This window comes from Plantactinospora soyae (genome assembly GCF_014874095.1).
Classification (GTDB): domain Bacteria; phylum Actinomycetota; class Actinomycetes; order Mycobacteriales; family Micromonosporaceae; genus Plantactinospora; species Plantactinospora soyae.
In genome coordinates this window covers 9,663,403-9,687,369 of the sequence record NZ_JADBEB010000001.1, presented here as the reverse complement: position 1 = coordinate 9,687,369, position 23,967 = coordinate 9,663,403, and the positions used below count along the sequence as shown (strand labels likewise).

Sequence of the window (23,967 nt, the reverse complement as noted above, 5' to 3'; positions counted from 1 at the left end):
AGTGAGCATCTCGTGACTACGGGCTAACGGTGCGTCGCTCATCAATGCGGATGATGTCCTCCCGGACCCCGACGCACTGCCTAGCCGGATCATCGGAGAGTGGTCGACCGGTCGGGCGAAGCGGCTCTGCCCGACCGGTCGGATCTGCGCTCAGCCCTTGACTGTCGCCATTCCTGTCGCTGGCTCTGTCGTCGCCATTCCTGTCGTCGCTGGCTCCGTCACGTTCCCGCTCGCGGAGTCAGCCTCAGGATCGGCCGGAGTTCGACCACCGGTTCGGCGACCTCGGCCCGACGTAGGCTGTCGACGACCGGGCCGACCTCCTTGTACGCCCACGGCGCCTCCTGCTTCAGGTCACGGCGCCACGCGTCGATGATGTCCCGCCGGGCGGCCACCGCCGGGTCGCGATGGTCGAGCGGGGTCACCACCCGGAACTCCCGCAGGAACGCGTCGAGTTCGGCGTCGCCGCCCCTGGCTGCCGTACCCCGGGGGATGCTGCGGCCGGCGCCGTGGCAGGCGCTGGTCAGTGCGCGGGTGTTGCCGAGCCCCCGGAGCAGGTAACTGGGCGCACCCATCGAACCGGGCACGATGACCGGTTCGCCGTACAGGTCTATCGGGCGTTGGCCGGCGCCGCCGGCTCCGCCCGCCGGGGTGGCGCCCTTGCGGTGCAGCACGGTGCCGTCCGAATCCGGCCACATCAGGTTGTGCGGTGCGTCGTACACCTGCCGGGACCGGAGTTCACCGACGATCTCGGCCAGCCCGGCCCGCAGCATCAACGCCAGGAAAAACCGGTTGCCGAGGGCGAAGTTCGCGGCGTTGCCGAACGCGGTCAGGTACCGCTGCCGCCCGGGGGCGGATGCCTCGTCGAGCAGCATCGGCAGGATCCGGTTCCGGGGCGTCGGCACCGCGCGTGGCCAGGCCGCCTTCGCCTGGTCCCGCCCGGTGGCGTTGGCCTGGTGGCCGAGCGAGAGCGAACCGCTGTGCACCATCAGCACCACCTGGCCGGGAGCCAGACCCCAGGCGTACGCGGCCGCACCGTCGTGCACCGCCGAGACGTACTGCAACTCGGCGAAGTGGTTGCCGCCGCCGACGCTGCCGATGATGCTGTCGTAGCTGGTCCCGCCGCCGCTGGTGATCCAGTCCCGGAACCCCTCGGCGGAGGGGACCGGATAGCCAGTGGAGTGCAGCCGACCGTCCAGTTCGGTCAGATCGTCCGGCCCGACCTGACGCCACGCCCCGCCGCTGTCCGCACTTCCGGCGGTGGACCCGGCCGGTACGCCCTCGGCGAGCAGGCCGGGAAGCCCTTCGCGGAGCAGTCCTTCGCGCTGCCGGGCGGTGAGGCCGATCCGGCGGCCACCCTCGAAGAAGAGGTGCCGCAGCCGCCGTTCCAGCCGGTCGAGGTGGGGACGGATCTGATCGACGGTGACCGAGGTGGCCTCCACCCGCATCCCGCAGTTGATGTCGTTCCCGACCGCCTGTGGGATCAGTGCGCCGGTCGTACGCAGCACGGTGCCGATCGGAATGCCGGCTCCCTTGTGGAAGTCCGGCGTGCAGACGACCCGGTCGATCCGGGGTTCGGTGTCGAGTCCCGGGGTGGCGCGGGCGAGGCTCCGCAGCGTGTCGGCGGTCTCCAGCACGGTGAGGAGTTCGTCGATCGCCACCGACTCGATCGGTACGTCCGGTCCGGCGCAGATGTCGACGGGTACCCCGGACGGGTTGGGCAGGGTGAGCCAGGAGTCGTCGACTCTGACCAGGCGTGGATCGGGCCGCTTGGCGGCTGGTGTGGGCATGGGGGAACCTCTCGAAGCTGCTGTGCGGGGTGGACGCGGGCCATCGACACGCGCGTCGACGCGTGCGGGCGGGCGGGACGGGTCCCGCGATATCCGGTTGTGGTGCTCGACGGTTCAGCAGCCGCGAGGTCAAGATCAGGGTAGATGTCCGGTCGAGCGGGCGGCAACCGGATAAGCCCGCCAGGGCTAGGGTCGGCGGGTGAGCGTGAACGAGACTCGTGTCCCGGCGATGGCGGCGGGGCGCGCGACCAGCGGGGACGGTGGCCCGGGCCGGCACGGTGACCGGCCGTTCCGCGTCGGCGTACCGCTGGTCGTCGTCACGGTGTTGGTGGCGCTCCTTGCCGGCCCGGCCGGCTGCCGGGGCGGCACTCCGGCGCAGCCGTCCGGCGCCGACCCGTCCGCCGCACCGGACGTGCCCACCCCGACCGGCCCGTACGCGGCCAGGGTGCCGCGCTTCCCGCCCGCGCCACCGCCGGAGCCGGTGACCGTACCGGCCGGACCGGAGGCGGGCTGGTACAGCCGCATCCCCACCACACAGCCGGTGGCGTTCCTGACCATCGACGACGGCTGGGTCAAGAAGCCGGAGTTCCGGCAACTGCTCCTCGACGCGCAGGTGCCGGTGACGCTCTTCCTCACCGTCAACGCCGTCGACGACGACCCCGACTATTTCAGGGACCTTCCGGACAATGTGGCCATCGAGGCGCACACCGTGACCCATCAGGTGCTGCGGGGCAAGCCGTACGCGACGCAGCGACAGGAGATCTGCGGGTCGGCCGACCGGCTCGCGCAGTGGTACGGCCGCCGCCCCGTGCTGTTCCGGCCGCCCGGCGGCAGCAAGGACGCCAGCACGCTGCGGGCGAGCCGGGACTGCGGCATGAAGGCGGCGTTCTTCTGGAAGGAGACCGTGGACAAGGGCAAGGTCCGCTACCAGGACGGCCCCGGGGTGCGGGCCGGGGACATCATCCTGATGCACTTCCGGGAGCGGTTCGTCGACGACTTCATCGCCGCGCTGACCGCCATCCACACGGCGGGACTGACCCCGGCCCTGCTCGGCGACTACATCCGCTGAACAGCCGGTCGACCGTCCCAACACGCTCCAGGTGTACTGCCCAGGGACCGCCACCGCCCCTCGGCGGGGGAGCGGTCGGCGGCCGGCAGGGTGGGCGGGTCAGTCAGTCGAGGTCGAACTCGCCGTCCTGGGCCCCGGCCACGAAGGCGTCCCACTCGGCCTGGGTGAAGACCAGCACCGGCCCGTCCGGCTCGGCGGAGTTGCGCATGCCGATCAGGTCGTCGACGAACGCGATCTCCACCGCGCCCTCCGAATCGTCGCCCTCGGCCCGTTGCCACACGGCGCGCGAAAGGTCGAAATCGCCCTTGGGGTGCTGCGCCATCCTCGGTTCCTCCATACACAGGTTCGGCCCGGACTCCAGCCGTCCGTGGACCCATCGTGCAGGATATGCGGATGCCGAGCCTGAGCCGGGTAGCTGCGACGGAACGCGCCGCACTGCTCACCGTCGAGTCGTACGACGTCGAATTGGATCTGACCGGTGGTGCGGCCGGGTTCCGGTCCATCACCAGCATCCGGTTCCGTTCCGCCACCCCGGGCGCCGCCACGTTCGTCGAGGTCAGGCCGGCCAAACTCCTCGGCGTACGGCTCAACGGCACGAAACTGGATCCGGCCGCGCTGGACGACAACCAGTTCGCCCTGACCGGGCTGCTCGCCGAGAACGAGTTGGTCGTCGAGGCGGAGATGGCGTACTCGAACGCCGGGGAAGGGCTGCACCGGTTCGTCGACCCGGCCGACGGGCAGACCTACCTCTACGCGATGTCGGCCATCGACAACGCCCAGCGGATCTTCGCCTGCTTCGACCAGCCCGATCTGAAGGCGCCGGTGACCCTCTCGGTGGTCGCGCCGGAGGACTGGATTGTGGCCGGCAACGGGGAACTCGCCGCCACCCCGACGCCGGGGAGGTGGGAGTTCGCGGCGACCCCGCCACTGGCCACCTACATCGTGTCGCTGATCGCCGGGCCGTACCACGTGCTGCGTGGCGAGCACGACGGCATTCCCCTCGGCCTCTACTGCCGCCGCTCGCTCGCCGAGCAACTGGACCGGGACGCGGACGAGATCTTCGCCGTCACCCGGCAGTGCCTCGACCGGCTGCACGACCTGTTCGACGTGCGTTACCCGTTCGGCAAGTACGACCAGGCGTTCGTGCCGGAGTTCAACATGGGGGCGATGGAGAACCCCGGCCTGGTCACCTTCCGTGACGACCACCTGTACCGGTCCGTGGTCACCGACGTCGAACGGGAGAAACGGGCCACCACCATCGCGCACGAGATGGCGCACATGTGGTTCGGCGACCTGGTCACCCTGCGCTGGTGGGATGACCTGTGGCTGAACGAGTCGTTCGCCGAGTACTTCGGGACCCGGGTGGCCGCCGAGGCGACCCGGTTCGGCGGGGCGTGGACCACCTTCGGGCTCCGCCGCAAGGCCTGGGGGTACGCCGCCGACCAGCGCCCGTCGACCCATCCCGTGGCGCCGTCCGAGGTGGCCGACGCAGCCGAGGCGCTGTCGAACCTCGACGGAATCTCGTACGCCAAGGGTGCCTCGGTGCTCCGCCAACTCGTCGCGTGGCTCGGCGACGAGGCGTTCCTGGCCGGCCTGCGCGGCTACTTCGCTGCCCACCGGTTCGGCAACGCCACCCTGGCCGACCTGCTGGCGGCGCTCTCGGCGAGCAGCGGTCGGGACCTGACCGGCTGGGCCGAGGTCTGGCTGCGGCAGCCGCAACCGAACACCCTGCGGGCCGAGATACAGCTGCGTGAGGACGGGCACTACGCCGAGGTCGCCATCGTGCAGAGCGCCCCGTCGGGGAATCCGCTGCTGCGCCCGCACCGGATCGGTGTCGGGCTCTACGACCTCGCCGACACCGCCGACGGCGATCCCGGTTCTGCTGGTACCCGGCCACAGGCGCGATTGCGGCGCCGGATCGAGGTGGACCTCGACCCGGCAGTCGACGGTGGGCGGACCGTGCTCGACCAGTTGACCGGCGAGCCGGCGGCCCGACTGCTGCTACCGAACGACGGGGACCTGACCTTCGCCAAGGTACGCCTGGACGGCGGGTCGGCGCAGGCCGTACCGCTGGTCCTGCCCGGCCTGGCCGATCCGCTGGCCCGGGCGCTGCTCTGGAGCGAGGCGCTGGACGCGGTGGGCGACGGCGAGCGTCCGGTCCCCGACGTGGTGGCGCTGGTCGTGGCGGCCCTGCCGGCCGAGCCGGAGCTGGTCGTGGTGCAGGAGGTGTTGAACCGGATCCGTCCGCTGCTCGACCGCTACCTCGACCCGGACGTCCGATCCGCCGCGCTGGAGCGGTTGGCGGGCACCTGTGCGAGGTTGCTGGCGGCGGCCCCGCCCGGTGGCTCGCGCCAGCTCGCCGCCGCGCGGGGCCTGATCGGGGCCACCGTCGACACCACCGCGCTGGCGGGCTGGCTGGCCGGCGAGAACGTTCCGGACGGGCTGGTGGTCGACGCCGAACTGCGCTGGGCGGTACTGCGCCGGCTGGCCGTACTCGGTGCCGTCGGCGAGGCTGAGATCGCCGCCGAGCAGGCCGTCGACCCGAGTGCCAGCGGGGCTGAGCGGGCGGCGACCTGCCGGGCCGCGCTGCCCGACCCGACCGCCAAGGACCGGGCCTGGCGGATCATCACACTCGACACGACGCTTTCCAACCGGCTGCTGGAGGCCAGCGCGGCCGGATTCTGGCAACCCGAGCAGACCGAGCTGACCGCCTCCTATGTGGAGCGGTACTTCGCCGAGATGCCGGAGGCGGCGCGTCGCCGTACCCCGTGGGTGGCCGACCAGGTCGCCGGGCTCGGCTATCCCCGCTACGCCGTGGCCGGGCGGACCCGGGAACTGGCCGCTGCCCTGCTGGCCCGCGCGGACATTCCGCCCGGTCTGCGCCGGGTGGTCACCGACGCCGACGATGATCTGGGCCGGGCGCTGCGCTCCCGGTCCGCCGCCCGGTAGCCGATCGGGTCGGGATTGCGGCACCCCCGGCGGGGTCGTTCCGGGCGCGGGGACGTGTACTCCCACCCGCTGGGGGAAATGCGATCTGGCTCATGCCCGGGGGACCCGGAGGCGAGACCGGCCTACGATCAAGGTGTGGAGGACGACATCCGGCGGATTGGGATCATGGGGGGCACCTTCGATCCGATCCACCATGGGCACCTTGTCGCGGCGAGCGAGGTGGCCGACCGGTTCGCCCTGGACGAGGTGGTCTTCGTGCCCACCGGACAGCCCTGGCAGAAGGCGGACGAACCGGTGAGTTCGGCCGAGGACCGCTACCTGATGACCGTCATCGCGACCGCCTCGAACCCACGGTTCCAGGTCAGCCGGGCCGACATCGACCGGGGCGGCCCGACGTACACCGTCGACACCCTTCGTGACCTGCATGCCGAGTACGGCCCGAAGGTCCAGTTGTTCTTCATCACCGGCGCCGACGCCCTGGAGAAGATCCTCTCCTGGAAGGATCTCGACCAGATGTTCGAGCTGGCCCACTTCATCGGAGTGACCCGGCCCGGTTTCGAACTCTCCGCCGCGCACCTCCCGGCCGACACGGTGAGCCTGGTGGAGGTGCCGGCGATGGCCATCTCGTCGACCAACTGCCGCCGCCGGGTGGCCGCCGGGGAGCCGGTCTGGTACCTCGTGCCGGACGGTGTGGTGCAGTACATCGCCAAACGTCGGCTGTATCAGGGGTGATTTCGCCCGGTCTGGTGCTCGCCGTTCCTTAACCGCCAGGCCGTACCGCACCGCCGTGTGAGAGGCTAGGTAGAGTCCGACGGTTGATCGAAGGAGAATGGTGACAGCTTCCGACAGCGCCCGCGAGCTGGCAACGGTCGCCGCGCAGGCCGCCGCCGACAAGAAGGCGCAGGACATCGTCATCATCGACGTGGCGGACCAGTTGGTGATCACCGACGTATTCCTGCTCGCCTCCGCACCGAACGAGCGCCAGGTGATCGCGATCGTCGACGCGATCGAGGAGGCGCTGGTCGGCCTGCCGGAGAAGGCGAAGCCGGTCCGTCGCGAGGGCGAGCGGGCGGGCCGCTGGGTGCTGCTCGACTACATCGACCTGGTGGTCCACGTCCAACACACCGAGGAGCGCGAGTTCTACTCGCTGGACCGGCTGTGGAAGGACTGCCCGACGATTCCGTTCGTGGACCGGGACCTGGTGGAAGCCGAGGCGGGCATCGCCGAATGACCCGGCTGATCGTCTGGCGGCACGGCAACACCGACTGGAATGTCGTCAACCGGGTGCAGGGACAGCTCGACGTACCACTGAACGACCTCGGCCGGGAGCAGGCCGCCAGTGCCGCGCCGTTGCTCGCCGCGCTACGCCCCGACGCGATCGTCGCCAGTGACCTGCGCCGGGCCGCCGACACCGCCGCGGCCCTGGTCGCGCTGACCGGGCTGCCGATCCGGACCGATCCCCGGCTGCGGGAGCGTTACTACGGGCAGTGGCAGGGCCTGAGCATGGCCGAGGTGGCGCAGCGGTTTCCCGCCGAGCACGCCCGCTGGCGGGCCGGTGAGCCGGATCCCGGCGCCGAGGTGGAGAGCCTCGACGAACTCGGCAAGCGGGTCGGCACGGCGCTCCAGCAGGCCGCCGACGCTGTGCCGGGCGGCACGATCGTGGTGGCGGCCCATGGCGGCGGTGCCCGGCAGGGCTGCGGCTATCTGCTCGGCTGGGACTCGACGGTGCTGCGCGCCGTCGGGTCGCTGAACAACTGTCACTGGACCGAGCTGCGACACGACGACGTACGCGGCTGGCAGCTGCGTGGACACAACGTCGGGCTGATCGCCCAGGGTCCGCCACCCGCCGCCATCTGACGCCTGTCGTCCAGACTCGGCGCCCCGGCTGGCTCGGGCCGCCGGTGCCGGCCGCAGCGATCCGGCTGGTTCGGGGCGATGCCGGACGCAGTGAATCGGCTGGTTCGGGGCGATGCCGGACGCAGTGAATCGGCTGGTTCGGGGCACGATCCGGTCGTTCGGTGTCGTCATCCGTGACCCCGGGCGTCCGACGGTCTCGTTTCCGCCGGTGATCGGCTACCGTGCCGGCATGCCCGTCGCGGTCGTCACCGACTCCACCGCCTACCTGCCGGCCGAGCTGGTCGATCGGTTCCGGCTCACCGTAGTGCCGCTCGCCGTCGTACTGGACGGGGTACAGGGCCAGGAGGGCGTCGACGTCCACCCGGCGGACGCCGCCTGGGCACTGGGCGGTCGGCGGGTGTCGGTGAGCACCTCCCGACCGGCACCCGAACAGTTCGCCCGGACGTACCGGCAGTTGCTCGCGGACGGCGCCACCGGGGTGGTCTCGGTGCACCTGTCGGCGGAGCTGTCCGGCACCGTGGAGGCGGCGCGGCTGGCCGCGACGGAGCTGGGCGAGCGGGTCAGCGTCGTCGACGCCCGGTCGACCGGGATGGGTCTCGGCTTTCCGGCACTGGCCGCCGGCGCGTCCGCCGCGCTGGGGGCCGGGCTGCCCGAGGTACGCCGGGCCGCGGTCGACGCCATCGGGCGGACCAGCACGTTCTTCTACGTGGACACGCTGGAGTTCCTGCGTCGGGGCGGCCGGATCAACGCCGCCGAGGCGCTGCTCGGGACGGCCCTGTCGGTGAAGCCGATCCTGCACGTCCTGGACGGCGCCATCGTGCTGCGGGACCGGGTGCGTACCTCCGGTCGAGGGCTCGCCCGGCTGGTCGACCTCGCCGTCGAGGCGGCCGGGGAGGACGAGGTCGAGATCGGCCTGCACCATCTCGCCGCACCCCAACGAACGGCCGAGCTCGCCGAGGCGCTGCACGCGCGGCTCGGCTCCCGGCTGCGTGCCTCGTACGTCACCGAGGCCGGCGCCGTGGTCGCCGCGCACGCCGGTCCCGGTTTGGCCTGCGTCGTCGTGCACCGGGTGTAAGGAAGGGCCCCTTCTTATCGCTTTTTGTATAGGACGGGCCCCTTCTTAACGTCCCTGGGCGTTGACTGGAGTCGATCTGGATGGTCCTATTGGTTAGGAAAGCTTCCTAAGAGTTGCTTTTGCCGACCTCTCTCACCATGCCCCGAGCAGGAGGAGCGCTGTGTCCAGGTCACGTCTCCAGGTCAGGATGTCCCGGGTGGTCGCCCTCGGCGCACTGCTGCTGACAACCGTCGTCGTCCCGTACGCCGGTGCCGGCGGAACCCCGGCCGCCGCCGCACCATCCGTACCGGGGGCAGCGGAGCAGCGGATCGCCGCACCCGCCACGTTCACCCACCCCGGTGTCCTGGTCAGCCGTCCACAACTCGACTTCGTCCGGTCCCGGGTGAACGCCGGGGCACAGCCCTGGAAGGGCGCCTACGACCAGATGATGGCGAGCGCCTTCGCCTCGCTGTCCCGTACGCCGAAGCCGCGCGCCATTGTGGAATGCGGCTCGTACTCGAACCCCAACAACGGCTGTACGGACGAACGGCAGGACGCGCTGGCCGCGTACACCCTCGCGCTGGCCTGGTACGTGGGCGGAGACAGCCGGTACGCGGAGAAGGCCATCCAGATCATGGACGCCTGGTCGGCGACGATCCGGGACCACACCAACAGCAACGCGCCGTTGCAGACCGCCTGGGCCGCGTCGAGTTGGCCCCGGGCGGCGGAGATCATCCGCTACACGTACGGCGGTTGGTCCTCGACCGGCGTGAACCGGTTCGGCAGCATGCTGCGCGACGTCTACCTGCCCGAGATCATCAACGGCAACGCGACCAGTAACGGCAACTGGGAACTGAGCATGATGGAGGCCGCCCTCGGGATCTCGGTGTTCCTGGAGGACCGGGCGGTCTACGACCGGGCGGTGGCCAAGTTCCGCGACAGGTTGCCGGCCTTCCTCTACCTGACCACCGACGGCGCGTACCCGCGCGGCCCGGTCGGCACCAGCATCGACACCCGGGCGGAGGTGGTGTCGTACTGGCACGGCCAGCAGCAGTTCTCCGACGGCCTCTCCCAGGAGACGTGCCGCGACTTCACCCACACCGGGTACGGCATCTCGGCGATCTCGCACATCGCGGAGACGCTCCGGCATCAGGGCCAGGACATTTACCCGGAGATCCAGGACCGGCTGCGCCACGCGCTGGGCTTCCACGCGAAGTACGAACTGGGCGACGCCGTGCCGTCCTCGCTCTGCGGCGGCAGCCTGACCCTGGGGCTCGGTCCGGTCACGGAGGTTGCCTTCAACGCGCTGAACAACCGACGCGGCATCGCGATGTCCAGGACCCAACAGCTCACCGAGCGGCAGCGACCGGCGGGCACGAACTACCTCTTCGTGGCCTGGGAGACCCTGACCCACGCGGGCAACCCCAACTGAGGCCGGCCGGCCGGGCGGCCGGTCGTCGGACTCCGGTGCGGCCATAGCATAGATAGACATGATCAGGGCGTTTTCCACACGAGGGCCGGTTGTCCACAGCCGTGGACGTCCGGCCCTCGTGCTGGGTACGTCCTTGGCTAGCTTCGCCGGGTGTCCGACGAGGAAGCAGTGGTGCGGCAGCGGCTCTTCCGGCTGCTCGGCGGGCGCGCCTCGCAGGCCGTAGCCCGGGCTGCCGGCGCGTCCGGAAGTGATGTCCGGCCAACCGGAAGCGGTGTTCCACCGACCGAGGGCGGTGTTCCGTCGCACGCCAGCGATGGTCTGTCGCACGCCGACGATATTCCGTCTGAGGGCGGTGTTCCGTCCCACGCTGGCGATGTTCTGTCGGCCGGTCCGGCCGGGTCGGCCCGGTTGACGGGGCCGGGCGCGTTCGACCCCGGGCGGCGCGGCGTCAGGGCGATCGCGGTGGTCGCCGTCGTGGTGGTTCTCGGCGCTGCCGGCTGGGCGTGGATGTCCCGGCCCCGAACCGAGCCGGTGGCACCGTCCGTCGCGCCCGCCACCGCGTCCGCCGCGCTACCGATGCCGTCGGGCTCGGGCTCCGTCGCGGGTGGCGCCGAGGTGGTGGTCGCGGTGGCCGGAAAGGTACGCCGACCCGGTCTGGTACGACTGCCCGCCGGCGCACGGGTGGCCGACGCGCTCGACTCCGCCGGTGGTCCCCTGCCGGGGGTCGACGTCTCCCTGCTGAATCTGGCCCGCAAGGTGACCGACGGAGAGCTGATCCTGGTCGGGGTGACCCCGCCAGCGGGAGCCACGGCGGCCGGCGCCGGGCCGGGCCAGGCGCACTCCGGGGCGGTCGGCGGAAAGGTCAACCTCAACACCGCCACCGTGGCGCAGCTCGACGCCCTGCCCGGCGTGGGGCCGGTCCTCGCCCAGCGCATCGTGACCCACCGGGAGCAGCATGGCGGCTTCCGCTCGGTGGGCGATCTGCGACAGGTCAACGGCATCGGTGACGCCCGGTACGAGGACCTGAAGGACCTGGTGACGGTGTGACCCCTCCGGATCTGCGACTCGCCGGGCTCGCTGCGGGGACCTGGCTGTCCGCCCTGGCCGCACTCCTCCTGGGCGCCACGGCGGCGGTGCTGACCGCTGCCGTGGCCACGCTGGCGGTGCTCACCCTCGCGTACCGGCTGATCCGTCGCCGGACAGGTGGAGGGCGGGAGCGGCAGGCCCCGGAGCAGCCCGACCGGGAGCGGCAGACCCTGGAGCGGCAGAGCCTGGAGCGGCAGAGCCTGGAGCGGTACGGGTGGGTCGTCGTCTCGGTGCTGCTCGGGGTGCTCTGTGGCAGCGTGGTCACGGCCGCCCGCCTCGGCGTACGGGACGCCGCCCCGATCAATCGACTGGCCGAGGAGCGGGCCAGGGTCACCGCCGAGTTGGTGGTGCGGGACGATCCCCGACCGGTCGCCGGAGCCGCCGGTCGGCCCGCGATGTATCTGCTCTCCACTCGGCTCGACTGGCTGGCGGGTCCCGAACAGGCCCGGATCCGGGCACCGGTCCGGATTCTCGTGCTGGCCAGCGACGCGGGTTGGCGCCAACTGCTACCGGGCCAACGGCTGACCGCCACCGGTCGGCTCGCCGCCGCCCGCGGGGGAGACCTCACCGCCGCCGTGCTGACGGTCAGCACCCCGCCGGTGTTGCGCGGCGACCCGTCCTGGGCACAGCGGACGGCCGGCTCGTTGCGGGCCGGGTTGCAGCGGGCCTGCGCGCCGTTGCCGCGCGAGCCGGGCGGGCTGCTGCCGGGCCTGGTGGTCGGAGACACGAGCCGACTGGAGCCGGCCGTCGAGGAGGACTTCCGGGCCACCGGCATGACCCACCTCACGGCGGTGTCCGGCTCGAATGTGGCGATAGTCGTCGGCCTGGTGCTGCTGCTGGCCCGCTGGGCCCGGGCCGGACCATGGCTCTCCGCCGGCCTGTGCGGGATCGCCCTGGTCGGATTCGTGATCCTGGCCCGCCCCTCGCCGAGCGTAGTCCGGGCGGCGACGATGGGCGCGATCGGGCTGGCCGCGTTGGCCGCCGGCCGGCCACGGGCTGCGGTGCCGGCGTTGGCCGGCGCGGTGACGGTGCTGGTCGTCGTCGATCCGGAGCTGGCCGTCGATCCCGGATTCGCGCTATCCGTACTGGCAACCGGCGGGCTCCTGCTGCTCGCTCCCCGTTGGCGGGACGCCCTGCGCCACCGGGGCGTACCGGCGGGGGCGGCCGAGGCGCTGGCCATCCCGGCGGCGGCACAGCTCGCCTGCGCACCCGTGGTGGCCGGCCTGTCCGGGACGATCAGTTTGGTGGCCGTACCGGCGAACCTGCTCGCGGTGCCGGCCGTTGCGCCGGCGACGGTGCTCGGGGTGGCGGCCGCCGTGCTGTCCCCGTTCTGGTCGACGGGCGCCGAGGCCGTCGCGTGGCTCGGCGGGTGGCCGGCCTGGTGGCTGGTCCTGGTGGCCCGGCATGGCGCTCGCCTGCCGGCGGGCACGCTGCCCTGGCTGGACGGGGTGGCCGGTGGCCTGCTGCTCGGGATGCTGACGGTCGCGCTCCTGGTGGCCGCCCGCCGGCCGCTCGTCCGCCGGCTGGTCGCGGTGGTCACGGTCGCCGTGGTCGTCGGCGCGCTGCCGGTCCGGCTGGTCGCGACCGGCTGGCCGCCACCAGGATGGGTGATCGTGGCCTGTGCGGTGGGTCAGGGCGACAGCCTGGTCCTGCCGGTCGCGGCCGGCCGGGCGGTGGTGGTCGACGCCGGCCCCGACCCGGTTGCCGTCGACCGCTGCCTGCGGCGGCTGGGCGTACGGGTCGTGTCGCTGCTGGTGCTCAGTCACTTCCACGCCGATCACGTGGCCGGGCTGGAGGGAGTGTTCCGAGGACGGCGGGTGGACTTCGTGGCCACCCCGGAATGGCTGGAGCCGGACGAGGGGAGGGCCACCGTCTACGAGGCGGATGTGGCGAGGGGCGTACCGGTCGGCCCGATCGGCACCGGCTGGACGTACGCGGCCGGTCCGCTGGTGCTGACCCTGCTCGGCCCGCCGTACCCGATGCGGGGCACCCGCTCCGACCCGAACAACAATTCCGTGGTGCTGCGCGCTGAGGTGCGGGGCACGAGCATCCTGCTGACCGGGGACGCGGAGACCGAGGAACAGCGGGCGCTGCTGGACCGGGTTCCGGTAGGCATGCTCCGGGCGGACGTGGTGAAACTCGCCCACCACGGATCCGCGTACCAGGAACCGGCGTTCCTCGATGCGGTGGACCCGGCGGTGGCACTGGTGCCGGTGGGCGTCGACAACGGGTACGGGCACCCCAGCCCGGCGGTGCTGGCCCGGTTGACCCGCTCCGGGGCCAGGGTGTTGCGGACCGACACCGACGGGGACCTGGCGGTGGTCCGGGACGGCGGTGGCCGGCTCGGAGTCGCGGTGCGAGGGCTGGACCCGGGCGATCCTTCGAGGCGGTGAACGGCCACGAACCGGGTGGTCAGGCGGCTGGGCTCGGTACGGCTCGACCGTCCTGAGCCACGACCGTCGGCGAAAGGCGCTGCATCCACAGCGAACTGAGGTACTGGCCGTTCTTGACCGCGTACTCGCGGAACGTGCCAACCTCCGTGAAGCCGAACTTCCGGTGCAGTGCGACCGACGCGTCGTTGGGCATGGCGATACCCGCGAGGACAACGTGCACCGGCTCGTCGGCGAGGCGATCGAACAGCGCGCGGTACAGCGACGTACCGACGCCCTGGCCCCGGCAACCGACCTCCAGCCCGACGCACACCTCGACCGTCTCCCGGAAGGCTTCGTGGTCGCGGTAGCGCTGGCTGCCGGCGTAGCCCAGGACCAGGTTGCCGCGCCGAGCGACGAACAGCTGGTACGGCCCGGTCGAGGAGAACTGCTCGAACCAGTTCCGCCGCTCGGCCACGCTGGTCGGTCGGGTGGCGAACGAGGCGATCGAGTTCGCCGCCGTGTAGTTGAGGATCTCTACGATTGCCGGCAGGTCATCCTCGGTCGCAGGCCCGATCACGAGAGGGCTCGCGTCAGCAGTTCCACCGACATCGGTCCGTTGACTCACCTCGAACACGGTAATCCCAGCCGCCGGCACACCTGTGGGTAGGCGGTGCCCAGCGCTGCCTGAGCCGACCGAATTCGACGCGAAGCCAACAAAGAATGGACGCGACGCCAACGAAGAATGTCAGGCTTAAGGTAAATGTCTGGATTTGCGCTAAGTGCAGGGTCAGCCGCAGCGAGCGGGGTGACCAGGCCCGATGGGCACTTGCCACGTGCGACGATGACCTAGTGACCCCCGTCAGCCTCGCTCCCGTCCTACTCGTCCTCGGTGATGAGGAACTGCTTGCCACCCGGGCCGTGGCCGGCGCGGTCGAAGCGGCCAAGACCGCCGATCCGGGTGTCGACGTACACGACCACGAAGCGGGGGCGTTGAATCCGGGGGAGATCGCCGAACTGCTCGGCCCGTCCCTGTTCGGCGGTCGGCGGGTGCTGATCGTCCGGGCTGGACAGGACGCCCGCAAGGACCTGGTCGCCGTCCTGTTGGCGTACGCGAAGAACCCCGACCCGGAGGTGCACCTGGTGGTGGCGCACGCCGGTGGGGCGAAGGGCAAGGCGTTCGCCGACGGGCTGCGGGCGGCGGGCGCGGAGGTCGTACCGGCGGCGAAGCTGAAGGGACACCGCGACCGGGTCTCGTTCGTCCGGGACGAGGTACGGCGTGGCGGTGGACGGTGCACCGAGGACGCGGCCGAGGCGCTGCTCGCGGCGGTCGGGAACGATCTGCGCGAACTCGCCTCCGCCTGCTCGCAACTCCTCGCCGACACCGACGGGCGGATCGGCGCCGACACGGTGGCCCGGTACTACCGGGGACGCGCGGAGGTGAGCGGGTTCACGGTCGCCGACGCGGCGATGGCCGGTGACCTGCCCGGGGCCCTGGAGGCGCTGCGCTGGGCGCTGCACGTCGGCGTGGATCCGGTCCCGGTCGCCGATGCGATCGCCGACGGGGTACGGACGGTGGCCCGGGTCAGCTCGGCGGGCCGGGGCAGCGCGTACCAGTTGGCGAGCAGCCTCGGTATGCCGGCATGGAAGATCGAGAAGGCGCAGCGGGTCGGCCGGGGCTGGTCCCCGGAGGGACTGGCCGACGCGATGTACGCCGCCGCCGAGTGCAACGCCGCCGTCAAGGGCGGGGCCGATGACCGTGGCTACGCGTTGGAACGTGCCGTCGTCGCGGTCGTGGCCGCTCGCAAGGCGAGCGTTTCGCGATGACCGCGGCAGCCGCCATGTCCGTCGAGGAGGAGCGGTTACGCCCGTTGTACGCGCGGGCGCTGCGGCTCCGGCACGTCGATCCGGGCGGAACGCTGTGTTTCGTCTTCTTCGAGGGAACAGTGGCGCTCGGTCTGCTGCTCGCGCTGGCCGAGTTGGTGAGCTGGTGGGGGGTACTCGTCCTGCCCGCGACCGTCGCGGTCATGGTGAAGGTCAACGACGTGGTCGCCGCCGCCGTGGTCCGGTCGGCGGCGCGGGTACCGGCACAGGAACGAGAGCGCTTTCGCCGGGAGATCCAGCCGGCGGTCGGACGGGCCAGCGTACCGAGGCAGACGCTGACCGGGCCCGGTCTGGCCGCTCCGGCGACCGGAGCCGGATCCGGAGCCGCTGCCGGAACCGATGCCGCAGTCCCGGCGTCCGGTACGCCCGATCCGGATCGTCGACCCCTGGACCGGATCGATCCGGCGGCTCGCCCGGCGGGGATGAGTGCGGCGGTCTGGGCGCGGCTGGAACGTGGCGGTCGGGGTGGGTTCCGGCCGGATCAGGATCAGCGGCCACGGCCGACTGTCGACGTCCCCCACCGCGCCCGTCGTCAGGACACCGACCGGATCCGGACGTCGGACCGGGTCATGCCGTCCGGTGGGGACCCCGCGTCGTCCGGTGTCCCGTCCCGCCCCAGCCCGACGCCGGTCGCAAACCGAGCGGCCGAGCGGACGAATGCCGGTGCGGCCGGGCGTGCGAATGCCGGTGCTGCCGAGCGGGCGAGTGCTGCCGAGCGGGCCGGACCTGCCGAGCGGGCCGGTGCCGCAGACCGGGCGAATGCCGGTGCCGCTGATCGGGCGAGTGCTGCCGAGCGGGCGGGTGCCGGTGAGTGGGCCAATGCCGGCGCGGCCGAGCGGACGACCGCTGGTGATGCCGGGCCCGGTCGGCGGAAGGCGGCTGGCCGGGTGCAGGCCGGAGCGGCGCAGGACCAGCCGGCACAGGGTCAGCAACAGGCCGGGTCCCTGCCAGGGGCCGGTGGCGGCAAGCCGATGAACCGTGGGCCGGGCGAACGACTCGACCAGCGTCCAGTCCGGCGTTGGCTGGTCCGGTTGGATCCGACCGACACCGTCCGGCAGCGCGGACGCCAGTCGGCCAAGCGCCGCTACGAATGACCGGCGGCGCGGCGGCGCCGGCCGGCCCTTTTGAGGGTGTCGGCCCGGGCCCGCCGAGCCGAAACCGGATCGCCGGGGCAACGATGGGTGCCCGGCCTGAGATACCTCCGCTGTATCGAGGGCAACGAGGACGGCCCGGAGGCGATAAGGAGCCCAGGCGATAAGGAGCCCAGGCGATAAGGAGCCCAGGCGATAAGGAGCCCCAAGACAGCAACGATGGCCCCGAGGCGATAATGCAGCCCCCGAGAACGGAGCTCTCGAGAACGGAGCTCTCGAGAACGGAGCTCTCGAGAACGGAGCTCTCGAGAACGGAGTCCCCGGGGCAACAACGGATGGCCCCGAGCCAGCCGGCTCGGGGCCACGCGTCAGGTGTGTGGTGTTACGTCAGGCGGAGAGCGACTGCAGCCGCTTGGCGATCGCAGACTTGCGGTTCGCCGCCTGGTTCTGGTGGATCACGCCCTTGCTGACCGCCTTGTCGAGCTTGCGCGAGGCGTCCCGCATGAGCTCGGTCGCCTTGGTGGCGTCTCCGCTCTCGCTGGCCTCGTTGAACTTACGGATGGCGGTCTTCAGCGACGACTTGACCGACTTGTTGCGCAACCGGCGCTTTTCGTTCTGCCGGTTGCGCTTGATCTGGGACTTGATGTTCGCCACGCGACAGCCTCGTCCTGGTAGCTAGCTCAGCCTGGTAGCTAGGGTTTCGTTTGCTTTGATGCGCGGCGCGACGATGCAGGTCACAACGCAGCCGTGTCGGCACGCGCGAAGAGCTACGTTACCAGGTGGCGGGCTTCGAGGCCAAAACGGCTCATCCCCACCCCTGCCGCTCGGCCAGCCAACCGAGCGCCATCTCCCCGCTCCACCGCTGATGTCCCCGGATGTGCGGCGAGGCGGTGCTCGGCCCGGCCGCAGCGCGTACCAGCCAGTATCCGGAGAGCGCGGCGAGCACGGCGTCCAGGCCGTCGGCCGGTGCGTCGTACGCCGCCGGGTGGCTGCCGAACAGTTCGTCGGCGTCGAGCCCGCTGGCGTACGCGGTGACCAGGAGACTGGCCAGGTCGAACCAGGCGGGCCCGAAACAGAGCCACGTCCAGTCGCAGAACCAGGCGGTGCCCGAGCCGCTCAGCAGGACGTTGTCGACCCGGAGGTCACCGTGCGACATGGACGTGCTCTCGACGTACCCGGGCAACCTGGCCTCCAGTGCGGCCAGTTCGGGCAGCCGGTGCCGGGCCACGTCGGGCAGGTTCGGCAGCGTCTCGCGGCCGGCGGCCAGCTCGCCCCACCAGGCGAGATCGGCACGAACCAGCTCGTCGAGCCGGGGCGCACCGAGCGCGATCAGGCCGGGCGGGGGCTTGCGTAACGCCTCGGCGACGGTCGCGTACGCCGCCAGGGTCGCGTCCAGCTCCGCCGGCACCCAGGGGAGACCGGGCATTCGTCCGTCGATGGCGTCCAGACAGATTACGAAGTGACCGGCGGCGGTGAGCGTCCAGCGGGGCCGGGCGACCGCGAGTTCGGTCGGCAGTACGGCGTTGATCGCGGCCTCCCGCGCGTACCAGTCGCTCAGGTGCCGCTGGTCGATCAGTGACGCCGCCTTGACGAAGACCCGGTCCCCGGCCACGGTCTGTAGTACTGCCGCGAACCCACGGGTGAATCCGCCCCCGGCGGTGCTCGCCCAGTTGACCCTGGCCCCCAGCCGGGCGTCGATCGCGGCTCGCAGCTCGGTCGGAAGGTCGGCCCAGCCGGGCCGTACGGCGGTGGCGTCGTACGGTCGGGGCGGTACCGAGATAGCGGCCATGCCGACAAGTCTGCCCTGGCCCGGTTGCCGTACCCGGACAACGGCTCGCCGAGATGATCGCCTCGTCCCTCGTCTCTCGGGGCCTGGTGACCGGTTCGGCGGCGGGCGCGGAGTCGCATGGCAACCGGGTCGGAGTCGGGTGGCGACCGGGTCGGAGTGAGTGCGGAATCGCATGGTGACCGGTTCGGCGTCTGGCCGTGACCGAACTCGCGGTGGTGATCCGCCGGCCTCGGCCGGGTGCCGCCGGGCGGCATGGGAACATAGAAGGCCCATCGTCGTCAGCCCAAGCAGAACGGACCGCCGTGCCACCGACGCCCGACCCCGGCGCGAACTCTCCTGGTGCCACCGATCCCGGCCGCATCCGGAACTTCTGCATCATCGCTCACATCGACCACGGCAAGTCGACGCTGGCCGACCGGATGTTGCAGCTCACCGGCGTGGTCGACCCCCGGCAGATGCGCGCCCAGTATCTCGACCGGATGGACATCGAACGGGAACGCGGCATCACGATCAAGAGCCAGGCGGTCCGCATGCCGTGGACCATCCGCGAGGGTGACCGGCAGGGCGAGCAGGCCGTGCTCAACATGATCGACACCCCGGGGCACGTGGACTTCACCTACGAGGTGTCCCGGTCACTGGCCGCGTGTGAAGGTGCCATCCTGCTGGTCGACGCCGCGCAGGGGATCGAGGCCCAGACCCTGGCCAACCTCTACCTGGCGATGGAGAACGACCTCCACATCATCCCGGTGCTCAACAAGATCGACCTGCCGGCGGCGCAGCCGGACAAGTACGCCGAGGAGTTGGCACACCTGATCGGCGGTGACCCGAACGACTGCATCCGGGTCTCCGGCAAGACGGGTGAGGGCGTCGAGTACCTGCTCGACGAGATCGTCCGGCAGTTCAAGCCGCCGGTCGGCGACGCGACCGCGCCGGCCCGCGCCATGATCTTCGACTCGGTCTACGACGTGTACCGGGGCGTGGTGACCTACGTCCGGGTGATCGACGGCCGGATCGAGGCCCGCGACAAGATCAAGATGATGTCCCTCGGCACGGTGCACGAGCTGCTGGAGCTCGGCGTGGTCTCCCCGGAGATGGAGAAGGCCCGGGCGCTCGGGGTCGGCGAGGTGGGCTACCTGATCACCGGGGTCAAGGACGTCCGGCAGTCGCGGGTCGGTGACACGGTCACCATCAACACCCGGCCGGCGACCGAGGCCCTCGGTGGCTACAAGGACCCGAGGCCGATGGTCTACTCGGGCCTCTACCCGATCGACGGCTCCGACTACCCGGCCCTGCGGGACGCGCTCGACAAGCTGAAGCTCAACGACGCGGCGCTCAACTACGAGCCGGAGACCTCGGCGGCGCTCGGCTTCGGCTTCCGTTGCGGCTTCCTCGGCCTGCTGCACCTGGAGATCATCGGAGAACGGCTGGAGCGCGAGTTCGGGCTCGACCTGATTTCGACCGCGCCGAACGTGGTCTATCGGGTGACCCTGGAGGACGGCACCGAGGTGACGGTCACCAACCCGAGCGAGTACCCGACCGGCAAGGTGGCCGAGGTGTACGAGCCGGTGGTCCGGGCCACCGTGCTGACCCCGAACGACTACGTCGGCGCGGTGATGGAACTGTGCCAGGGGCGGCGCGGCTCGCTCCAGGGGATGGACTACCTCTCCGCCGACCGCGTCGAGCTGCGCTACACCCTGCCGCTTGGCGAGATCATCTACGACTTCTTCGACCAGCTCAAGAGTCGTACCAAGGGCTACGCCTCGCTGGACTACGAGCCCACCGACGAGCAGCGCTCCGACCTGGTGAAGGTCGACATCCTGCTCAACAGCGAACCGGTCGACGCGTTCAGTGCCATCGTGCACAAGGACAAGGCGTACAACTACGGCGTCTCGATCGCGGCGAAGCTGCAGAAGCTGATTCCCCGGCAGCAGTTCGAGGTGCCGATCCAGGCGGCGATCGGCAACCGGGTGATCGCCCGGGAGACCATCCGGGCGATCCGCAAGGACGTGCTGGCCAAGTGCTACGGCGGCGACATCAGCCGGAAGCGGAAGTTGCTGGAGAAGCAGAAGGAGGGGAAGAAGCGGATGAAGATGGTGGGCCGGGTCGAGGTACCCCAGGAGGCCTTCATCGCGGCGCTCTCCACCGGCGACTCCGGGGACGGCAAGGCCGGCGGCAAGAAGTGACACCCCGGGGGTACGGCCCCAGCGCCGCCTTCTGCCCCCGGTGCGCGTCGCCGCTGCCCGCGTCCGCCCCGACGACCTGTGTCGGATGCGGGTACCAGCTTTTCGTCAACGCCCGCCCCACGGTGGGACTGATCGTGCTCGACCCGGCCCCTGCGCCGGTCGGGCTGTCTGTGCCGGTCGGGCGCGTCGAGCCGGCCGGGTCAGCCGAGCCGGCGGGGTCGTCGGCGCCGGGCGAGCCGTTCGAGCAGGCCGGGCCGCGCTTTCTCGCGCTCCGGCGGGCGGCGGAGCCGATGATCGGGCGCTGGGAGACGCCGGGCGGATTCTGCGACGGCTGGGAGCACCCGGCCGAGGCCGCCGTACGGGAGGCTCGCGAGGAACTGGGCGTGGAGGTCATCCTCGGTGACTTCGTCGGCATGTACGTCGGCAGCTACGAGTTCCAGGACGAGGTTCTACCGGTCCTCGACAGCTTTTTTCTGGCCACCCTGGCGGCCCCGGAGATCGTGCTCGACCCGACCGAGTCCACCGAGCTGACCTGGTTCTTTCTGGCGGATCCACCCCCTCTGGCCTTCGCCACGATGGATGCGGCGATCCGGGATGCCGCGCGACGTCTGTGCCACTAGGTCGGTTTGAGCTTTTCCCCCTTCGGGAATCTAGCTGTCACCACATCAACGTGACAGATTGAAGGAGGACGGCCGTGGAACTCACCGTCTGGGGTATCATCACCGCGCTCATCGTCGGCCTCGTCATTGGCGCACTCGGTCGTCTCGTCGTACCGGGCCGCCAGGACATGCCGATCTGGTTGACCATGCTCATCGGTGTCGGTGCCGCACTGCTCGGTACGGTCATCGCCCGTGCCTCCGGCATCGCGACCGCGACCCCCGGGATCGACTGGGTCGAGTTGCTGATCCAGGTTGTCCTGGCTGCCGTGGCGGTGGCGCTGGTCGCCGGAACTGGTCGACGTCGGCGAGTGAGCCGTTACTGAGCACTCCACTCTCCGAGCAACGGGGGGCGCCGGCCGATTCGGGCCGGCGCCCCCGTGCTTGTCCGGCCAACCGGCGAAGGTCGTTCCTCCGGTACGGGCCGCCGGTTCCGGGTCTGGCGCAGGTGGCGCCGAGCCGCTAAATTCACGACGGTCGTACGATCGGATGATCGGCAGATCAGGTGGTCGGTGCGACCTAGAGTAGTGATTGTGATGTTCACATTTGCGCCAAATGATCTTAGATGTTACGCTCCGTAAGTGTCCACGGAATCTTTCCCGGGAAGCACCAGGGTGTCACACCAACAGCTCTCGTACCGGCACCCCAAGGCGGCGCTGTACCTTGAGGTATACACGCCGCTGGTCGAAGAATGGTTCCAGGCACTGCGAGATTCTTTCGCGCTGACGGAATTGCGGAGCACCGCACCGGAGCGCGATCTTGTCGATAACCTGCAAAGGCTCGACCTACTATTCCGTGATCTCGTCGACGGCCTCTTCGCCCGGCCGAGCGCGATTCTGGATCACGCGATCGCGGTGGTGGCCGAACATCGGGACGCCGTCGTCTGGGAAGACCAGGTGGTGCCGGTGCCCGGTGCCGACGCCACGGAGCTGGCGACCTCGCTGCGGCACAAGTTCAAGCGCAACATCAGCCTGGCCATGCTGGAGGCGTTGGTCTGTCTGGAGTCCGCGCTCGCGTACGGGCGGGACACCGTGGGTCTGTCCGGCCAGGCGCTGGAGGCGACGCTCCGGGGCAGTACGCCCCTGCTGGCGAGCCTGTCCGTCCTGCACGACGAGCAGGAGATGGTCCGGATGCGGCACCTGACGGGCGATCCCAGGGAGATTCAACATCCCCGCTTCACCGTTACGGACATCGTGGGCGGCGCCTTCCGGATCGCGCCGGACAGGTTCCGGACCATCGGCCCCGAGGGTCAGCGGAAGATTCGCTTCGCGAGCGTTCCGCCCAGCCGGCTCGTGCCGTCGACCCCGACGATGAAGTGCCCGGCGCACCAGCTGACCGACGAAAAGGGCCGGCCCCTGAACGACGAGTTCTGGGATCTTCTCGTGGATATCTACCGGCTGTCCGGCCGGCTGACCTAGTCGGTTGTCCGACGCCGTTGAGTACGCGGTCGGAAAACGTGAATCAGATCGATCATCAGTCGCGTTCATCGGCTGCTGGTCGCCGGTCCGCCGGATTGTCGTCGCACCGTCCGGCGCGGAAAGCGGATCACGAATGAACGTCGCGATCAATATCGGCGCCGGACCCGTCCGGAATTATCGGCGAGGTGGCGCGAATTACCCAGGGTTAAACGATGCCCGGCGTACCGACCCTGTCCATTGCCGTGGGACAGGGCCGGTACGCCGGATCGGTTCAACGGCCCAGCAGGCCGCCGCGGATCAGCGCAGCCAGGGGATGCTGCGGTCGAGCTGGCCCCGCTCCTTGAGTTCCTTGCGCAGCGGGATCTCGTCGTCCACGTAGCCGTTCCAGTTGATGCCCCAGTAGTTGGCCGTGTGCGTACCCTCGCCCAGCAGCTGGCGCTGTACGGGCGTGCGGTTGGCGTACCACTGGCCGTCCTTGTCCGGGTGCAGCTCGTCCAGCGGTCGGATCCACCGGTAGGTGTACCCGACGAAGAGCATCTTGCGGGTGATGCTGGACAGGTTGGTGGACCGCGAGTGCCACTGGCGCCGGTCGAAGATGAACGCGTCACCGGGGTTGGCGGCGATCTCGACGGTGCCCTCGGGATCCGGGTTCTGCACCGACAGGTCGGCCGGGCGCGGCAGCGAGTTCCACAGGTGGCTGCCGGGGATCACCTTGGTCGCACCCCGGCCCTTCTCCGACAGGTCGGAGAGCACGTAGGCGACCTTGAGCGAGAACATCGGCCGGGGCAGGTTCGGGTCCATCGTCTCGGGGTCCGAGTTCTGCCGGTAGCCGTCCTGGTGCCAGCCCCAGTACGGCTTCTCCGGCTCCAGGGCCGGCGGAGTGACGTCCAGGTGGTTGTGGTGGGTGTAGATGTTCCATCCGGCCAGGCCCCACATGTAGGGGAAGGCGATCGGATGGGTGAGCAGTTCGCCGAAGAGTTCGTCCCGCTCCAGGAAGCCGAGCAGGTGCAGCGTGCCGTCCTTGGTGGTGTTGCCGGCGGCCTTCTCCTCGGCGTAGACCCGGTCGACCGCCTCCTCCAGGGCCGCGCGGTGGTCCTCGGTCAGGACGTTGCGGAGCAACATGAAGCCCTGCTCGTGGAACTCCTTGCGGTCCGTGTCACTGATCGGCTCGTATCCGGTCCGGCCGCCGTAATCGAACACCGTGTCCATCCCCTCCCCATAAGGGTGAAACTCTTTCTGAGCACACAGGCTGCCGATCCTAACCCTCCTGGCAAGGGGCCGACCGGCACGCTCCGCCGGTGGATAGGCGTGGGTGACCCGGCGGTACGGAGGGCAGTGAGAGC

The 23,967-nt window shown here is 70.6% G+C and carries 20 protein-coding genes and 1 pseudogene; 15 read left to right on the top strand and 6 right to left on the bottom strand.

Annotated features, from left to right (window positions below):
* Nucleotides 1-218: 218 nt before the first annotated feature.
* Nucleotides 219-1,787, bottom strand: coding sequence for an RtcB family protein (locus H4W31_RS42255; protein WP_192771718.1), 1,569 nt, complete (start codon nucleotides 1,785-1,787; stop codon nucleotides 219-221).
* Between the two features lie 199 nt (nucleotides 1,788-1,986).
* Between H4W31_RS42255 and H4W31_RS42250 the strand changes: the two genes are divergently transcribed.
* A complete protein-coding gene (locus H4W31_RS42250) occupies nucleotides 1,987-2,856 on the top strand; it encodes a polysaccharide deacetylase family protein (protein WP_318783691.1) in 870 nt (289 codons plus the stop codon).
* Nucleotides 2,857-2,959: 103 nt separating this feature from the next.
* Here H4W31_RS42250 and H4W31_RS42245 read toward each other — a convergent pair whose 3' ends face one another.
* Nucleotides 2,960-3,178, bottom strand: a complete 219-nt coding sequence (locus H4W31_RS42245) for a DUF397 domain-containing protein (protein WP_101371446.1) — start codon at nucleotides 3,176-3,178, stop codon at nucleotides 2,960-2,962.
* Nucleotides 3,179-3,249: 71 nt separating this feature from the next.
* Between H4W31_RS42245 and pepN the strand changes: the two genes are divergently transcribed.
* The 8 genes from pepN (at nucleotide 3,250) to H4W31_RS42205 (ending at nucleotide 13,627) form a co-directional block, all read left to right on the top strand.
* The gene (pepN, locus tag H4W31_RS42240; protein ID WP_192771717.1) at nucleotides 3,250-5,805 is read left to right on the top strand and encodes an aminopeptidase N; all 2,556 of its coding nucleotides are present in this window, start codon (nucleotides 3,250-3,252) and stop codon (nucleotides 5,803-5,805) included.
* A 135-nt stretch (nucleotides 5,806-5,940) separates the two neighbouring features.
* Nucleotides 5,941-6,537 carry a nicotinate-nucleotide adenylyltransferase gene (gene nadD / locus H4W31_RS42235; protein ID WP_192771716.1) on the top strand — a complete coding sequence of 199 codons (597 nt, stop codon included), beginning with the start codon at nucleotides 5,941-5,943 and terminating at the stop codon, nucleotides 6,535-6,537.
* A gap of 100 nt (nucleotides 6,538-6,637) precedes the next feature.
* On the top strand, nucleotides 6,638-7,036 hold the full coding sequence (rsfS, locus tag H4W31_RS42230) for a ribosome silencing factor (protein WP_192772816.1): 399 nt from the start codon (nucleotides 6,638-6,640) through the stop codon (nucleotides 7,034-7,036).
* On the top strand, nucleotides 7,033-7,662 hold the full coding sequence (locus H4W31_RS42225; protein WP_192771715.1) for a histidine phosphatase family protein: 630 nt from the start codon (nucleotides 7,033-7,035) through the stop codon (nucleotides 7,660-7,662). The genes rsfS and H4W31_RS42225 overlap by 4 nt, the downstream gene beginning before the upstream one ends.
* A 229-nt stretch (nucleotides 7,663-7,891) precedes the next feature.
* Complete coding sequence (locus H4W31_RS42220; RefSeq protein WP_192771714.1) at nucleotides 7,892-8,737, top strand: DegV family protein; 846 nt, start codon at nucleotides 7,892-7,894, stop codon at nucleotides 8,735-8,737.
* Nucleotides 8,738-8,897: 160 nt separating this feature from the next.
* Nucleotides 8,898-10,148: an alginate lyase family protein gene (locus tag H4W31_RS42215; RefSeq protein ID WP_318783690.1), complete on the top strand. Its 1,251-nt coding sequence runs from the start codon at nucleotides 8,898-8,900 to the stop codon at nucleotides 10,146-10,148.
* A 150-nt stretch (nucleotides 10,149-10,298) separates the two neighbouring features.
* Nucleotides 10,299-11,195, top strand: a complete 897-nt coding sequence (locus H4W31_RS42210) for a helix-hairpin-helix domain-containing protein (RefSeq protein WP_192771713.1) — start codon at nucleotides 10,299-10,301, stop codon at nucleotides 11,193-11,195.
* The gene (locus tag H4W31_RS42205; protein ID WP_192771712.1) at nucleotides 11,192-13,627 is read left to right on the top strand and encodes a ComEC/Rec2 family competence protein; all 2,436 of its coding nucleotides are present in this window, start codon (nucleotides 11,192-11,194) and stop codon (nucleotides 13,625-13,627) included. Before H4W31_RS42210 ends, H4W31_RS42205 begins: the two co-directional genes overlap by 4 nt.
* Nucleotides 13,628-13,646: 19 nt before the next feature.
* Here the strand turns inward: H4W31_RS42205 and H4W31_RS42200 are convergent, their stop codons facing one another.
* Nucleotides 13,647-14,231 (bottom strand): GNAT family N-acetyltransferase, encoded by a 585-nt coding sequence (locus H4W31_RS42200; protein ID WP_192771711.1) that lies wholly within the window; start codon nucleotides 14,229-14,231, stop codon nucleotides 13,647-13,649.
* Nucleotides 14,232-14,455: 224 nt separating this feature from the next.
* Here H4W31_RS42200 and holA point away from each other — a divergent pair, with 224 nt between their 5' ends.
* Together holA and H4W31_RS42190 are read left to right on the top strand one after the other, a co-directional pair.
* Nucleotides 14,456-15,430 (top strand): DNA polymerase III subunit delta, encoded by a 975-nt coding sequence (gene holA, locus H4W31_RS42195; protein WP_192771710.1) that lies wholly within the window; start codon nucleotides 14,456-14,458, stop codon nucleotides 15,428-15,430.
* A pseudogene (locus H4W31_RS42190) lies at nucleotides 15,427-15,751 on the top strand (hypothetical protein); the annotation flags it as partial. The gene holA and the pseudogene H4W31_RS42190, both read left to right, overlap by 4 nt.
* A gap of 1,214 nt (nucleotides 15,752-16,965) precedes the next feature.
* Here the strand turns inward: H4W31_RS42190 and rpsT are convergent.
* Nucleotides 16,966-17,232, bottom strand: a complete 267-nt coding sequence (gene rpsT, locus H4W31_RS42185; protein ID WP_192771709.1) for a 30S ribosomal protein S20 — start codon at nucleotides 17,230-17,232, stop codon at nucleotides 16,966-16,968.
* A 151-nt stretch (nucleotides 17,233-17,383) separates the two neighbouring features.
* Complete coding sequence (locus tag H4W31_RS42180) at nucleotides 17,384-18,367, bottom strand: phosphotransferase family protein (protein ID WP_192771708.1); 984 nt, start codon at nucleotides 18,365-18,367, stop codon at nucleotides 17,384-17,386.
* Nucleotides 18,368-18,669: 302 nt separating this feature from the next.
* Here H4W31_RS42180 and lepA point away from each other — a divergent pair, with 302 nt between their 5' ends.
* From lepA to H4W31_RS42160, 4 genes are all read left to right on the top strand, one after another.
* Nucleotides 18,670-20,550, top strand: a complete 1,881-nt coding sequence (gene lepA, locus H4W31_RS42175; protein ID WP_192771707.1) for a translation elongation factor 4 — start codon at nucleotides 18,670-18,672, stop codon at nucleotides 20,548-20,550.
* Complete coding sequence (locus H4W31_RS42170) at nucleotides 20,547-21,170, top strand: NUDIX domain-containing protein (RefSeq protein WP_192771706.1); 624 nt, start codon at nucleotides 20,547-20,549, stop codon at nucleotides 21,168-21,170. Before lepA ends, H4W31_RS42170 begins: the two co-directional genes overlap by 4 nt.
* Nucleotides 21,171-21,244: 74 nt before the next feature.
* A complete protein-coding gene (locus H4W31_RS42165; RefSeq protein WP_192771705.1) occupies nucleotides 21,245-21,532 on the top strand; it encodes a GlsB/YeaQ/YmgE family stress response membrane protein in 288 nt (95 codons plus the stop codon).
* 255 nt (nucleotides 21,533-21,787) lie between these two features.
* Nucleotides 21,788-22,624, top strand: a complete 837-nt coding sequence (locus tag H4W31_RS42160; protein WP_192771704.1) for a hypothetical protein — start codon at nucleotides 21,788-21,790, stop codon at nucleotides 22,622-22,624.
* A 297-nt stretch (nucleotides 22,625-22,921) separates the two neighbouring features.
* Here the strand turns inward: H4W31_RS42160 and H4W31_RS42155 are convergent, their stop codons facing one another.
* Nucleotides 22,922-23,833: a phytanoyl-CoA dioxygenase family protein gene (locus tag H4W31_RS42155; RefSeq protein WP_192771703.1), complete on the bottom strand. Its 912-nt coding sequence runs from the start codon at nucleotides 23,831-23,833 to the stop codon at nucleotides 22,922-22,924.
* Nucleotides 23,834-23,967: the final 134 nt, after the last annotated feature.

Coding starts and splice junctions, on each gene's coding strand:
- H4W31_RS42255 (WP_192771718.1), bottom strand. CDS start 1,787: ATGCCCACACCAGCCGCCAAGCGGCCCGATCCACGCCTGGTCAGAGTC.
- H4W31_RS42245 (WP_101371446.1), bottom strand. CDS start 3,178: ATGGCGCAGCACCCCAAGGGCGATTTCGACCTTTCGCGCGCCGTGTGG.
- pepN (WP_192771717.1), top strand. CDS start 3,250: ATGCCGAGCCTGAGCCGGGTAGCTGCGACGGAACGCGCCGCACTGCTC.
- H4W31_RS42225 (WP_192771715.1), top strand. CDS start 7,033: ATGACCCGGCTGATCGTCTGGCGGCACGGCAACACCGACTGGAATGTC.
- H4W31_RS42220 (WP_192771714.1), top strand. CDS start 7,892: ATGCCCGTCGCGGTCGTCACCGACTCCACCGCCTACCTGCCGGCCGAG.
- H4W31_RS42180 (WP_192771708.1), bottom strand. CDS start 18,367: ATGGCCGCTATCTCGGTACCGCCCCGACCGTACGACGCCACCGCCGTA.
- H4W31_RS42155 (WP_192771703.1), bottom strand. CDS start 23,833: ATGGACACGGTGTTCGATTACGGCGGCCGGACCGGATACGAGCCGATC.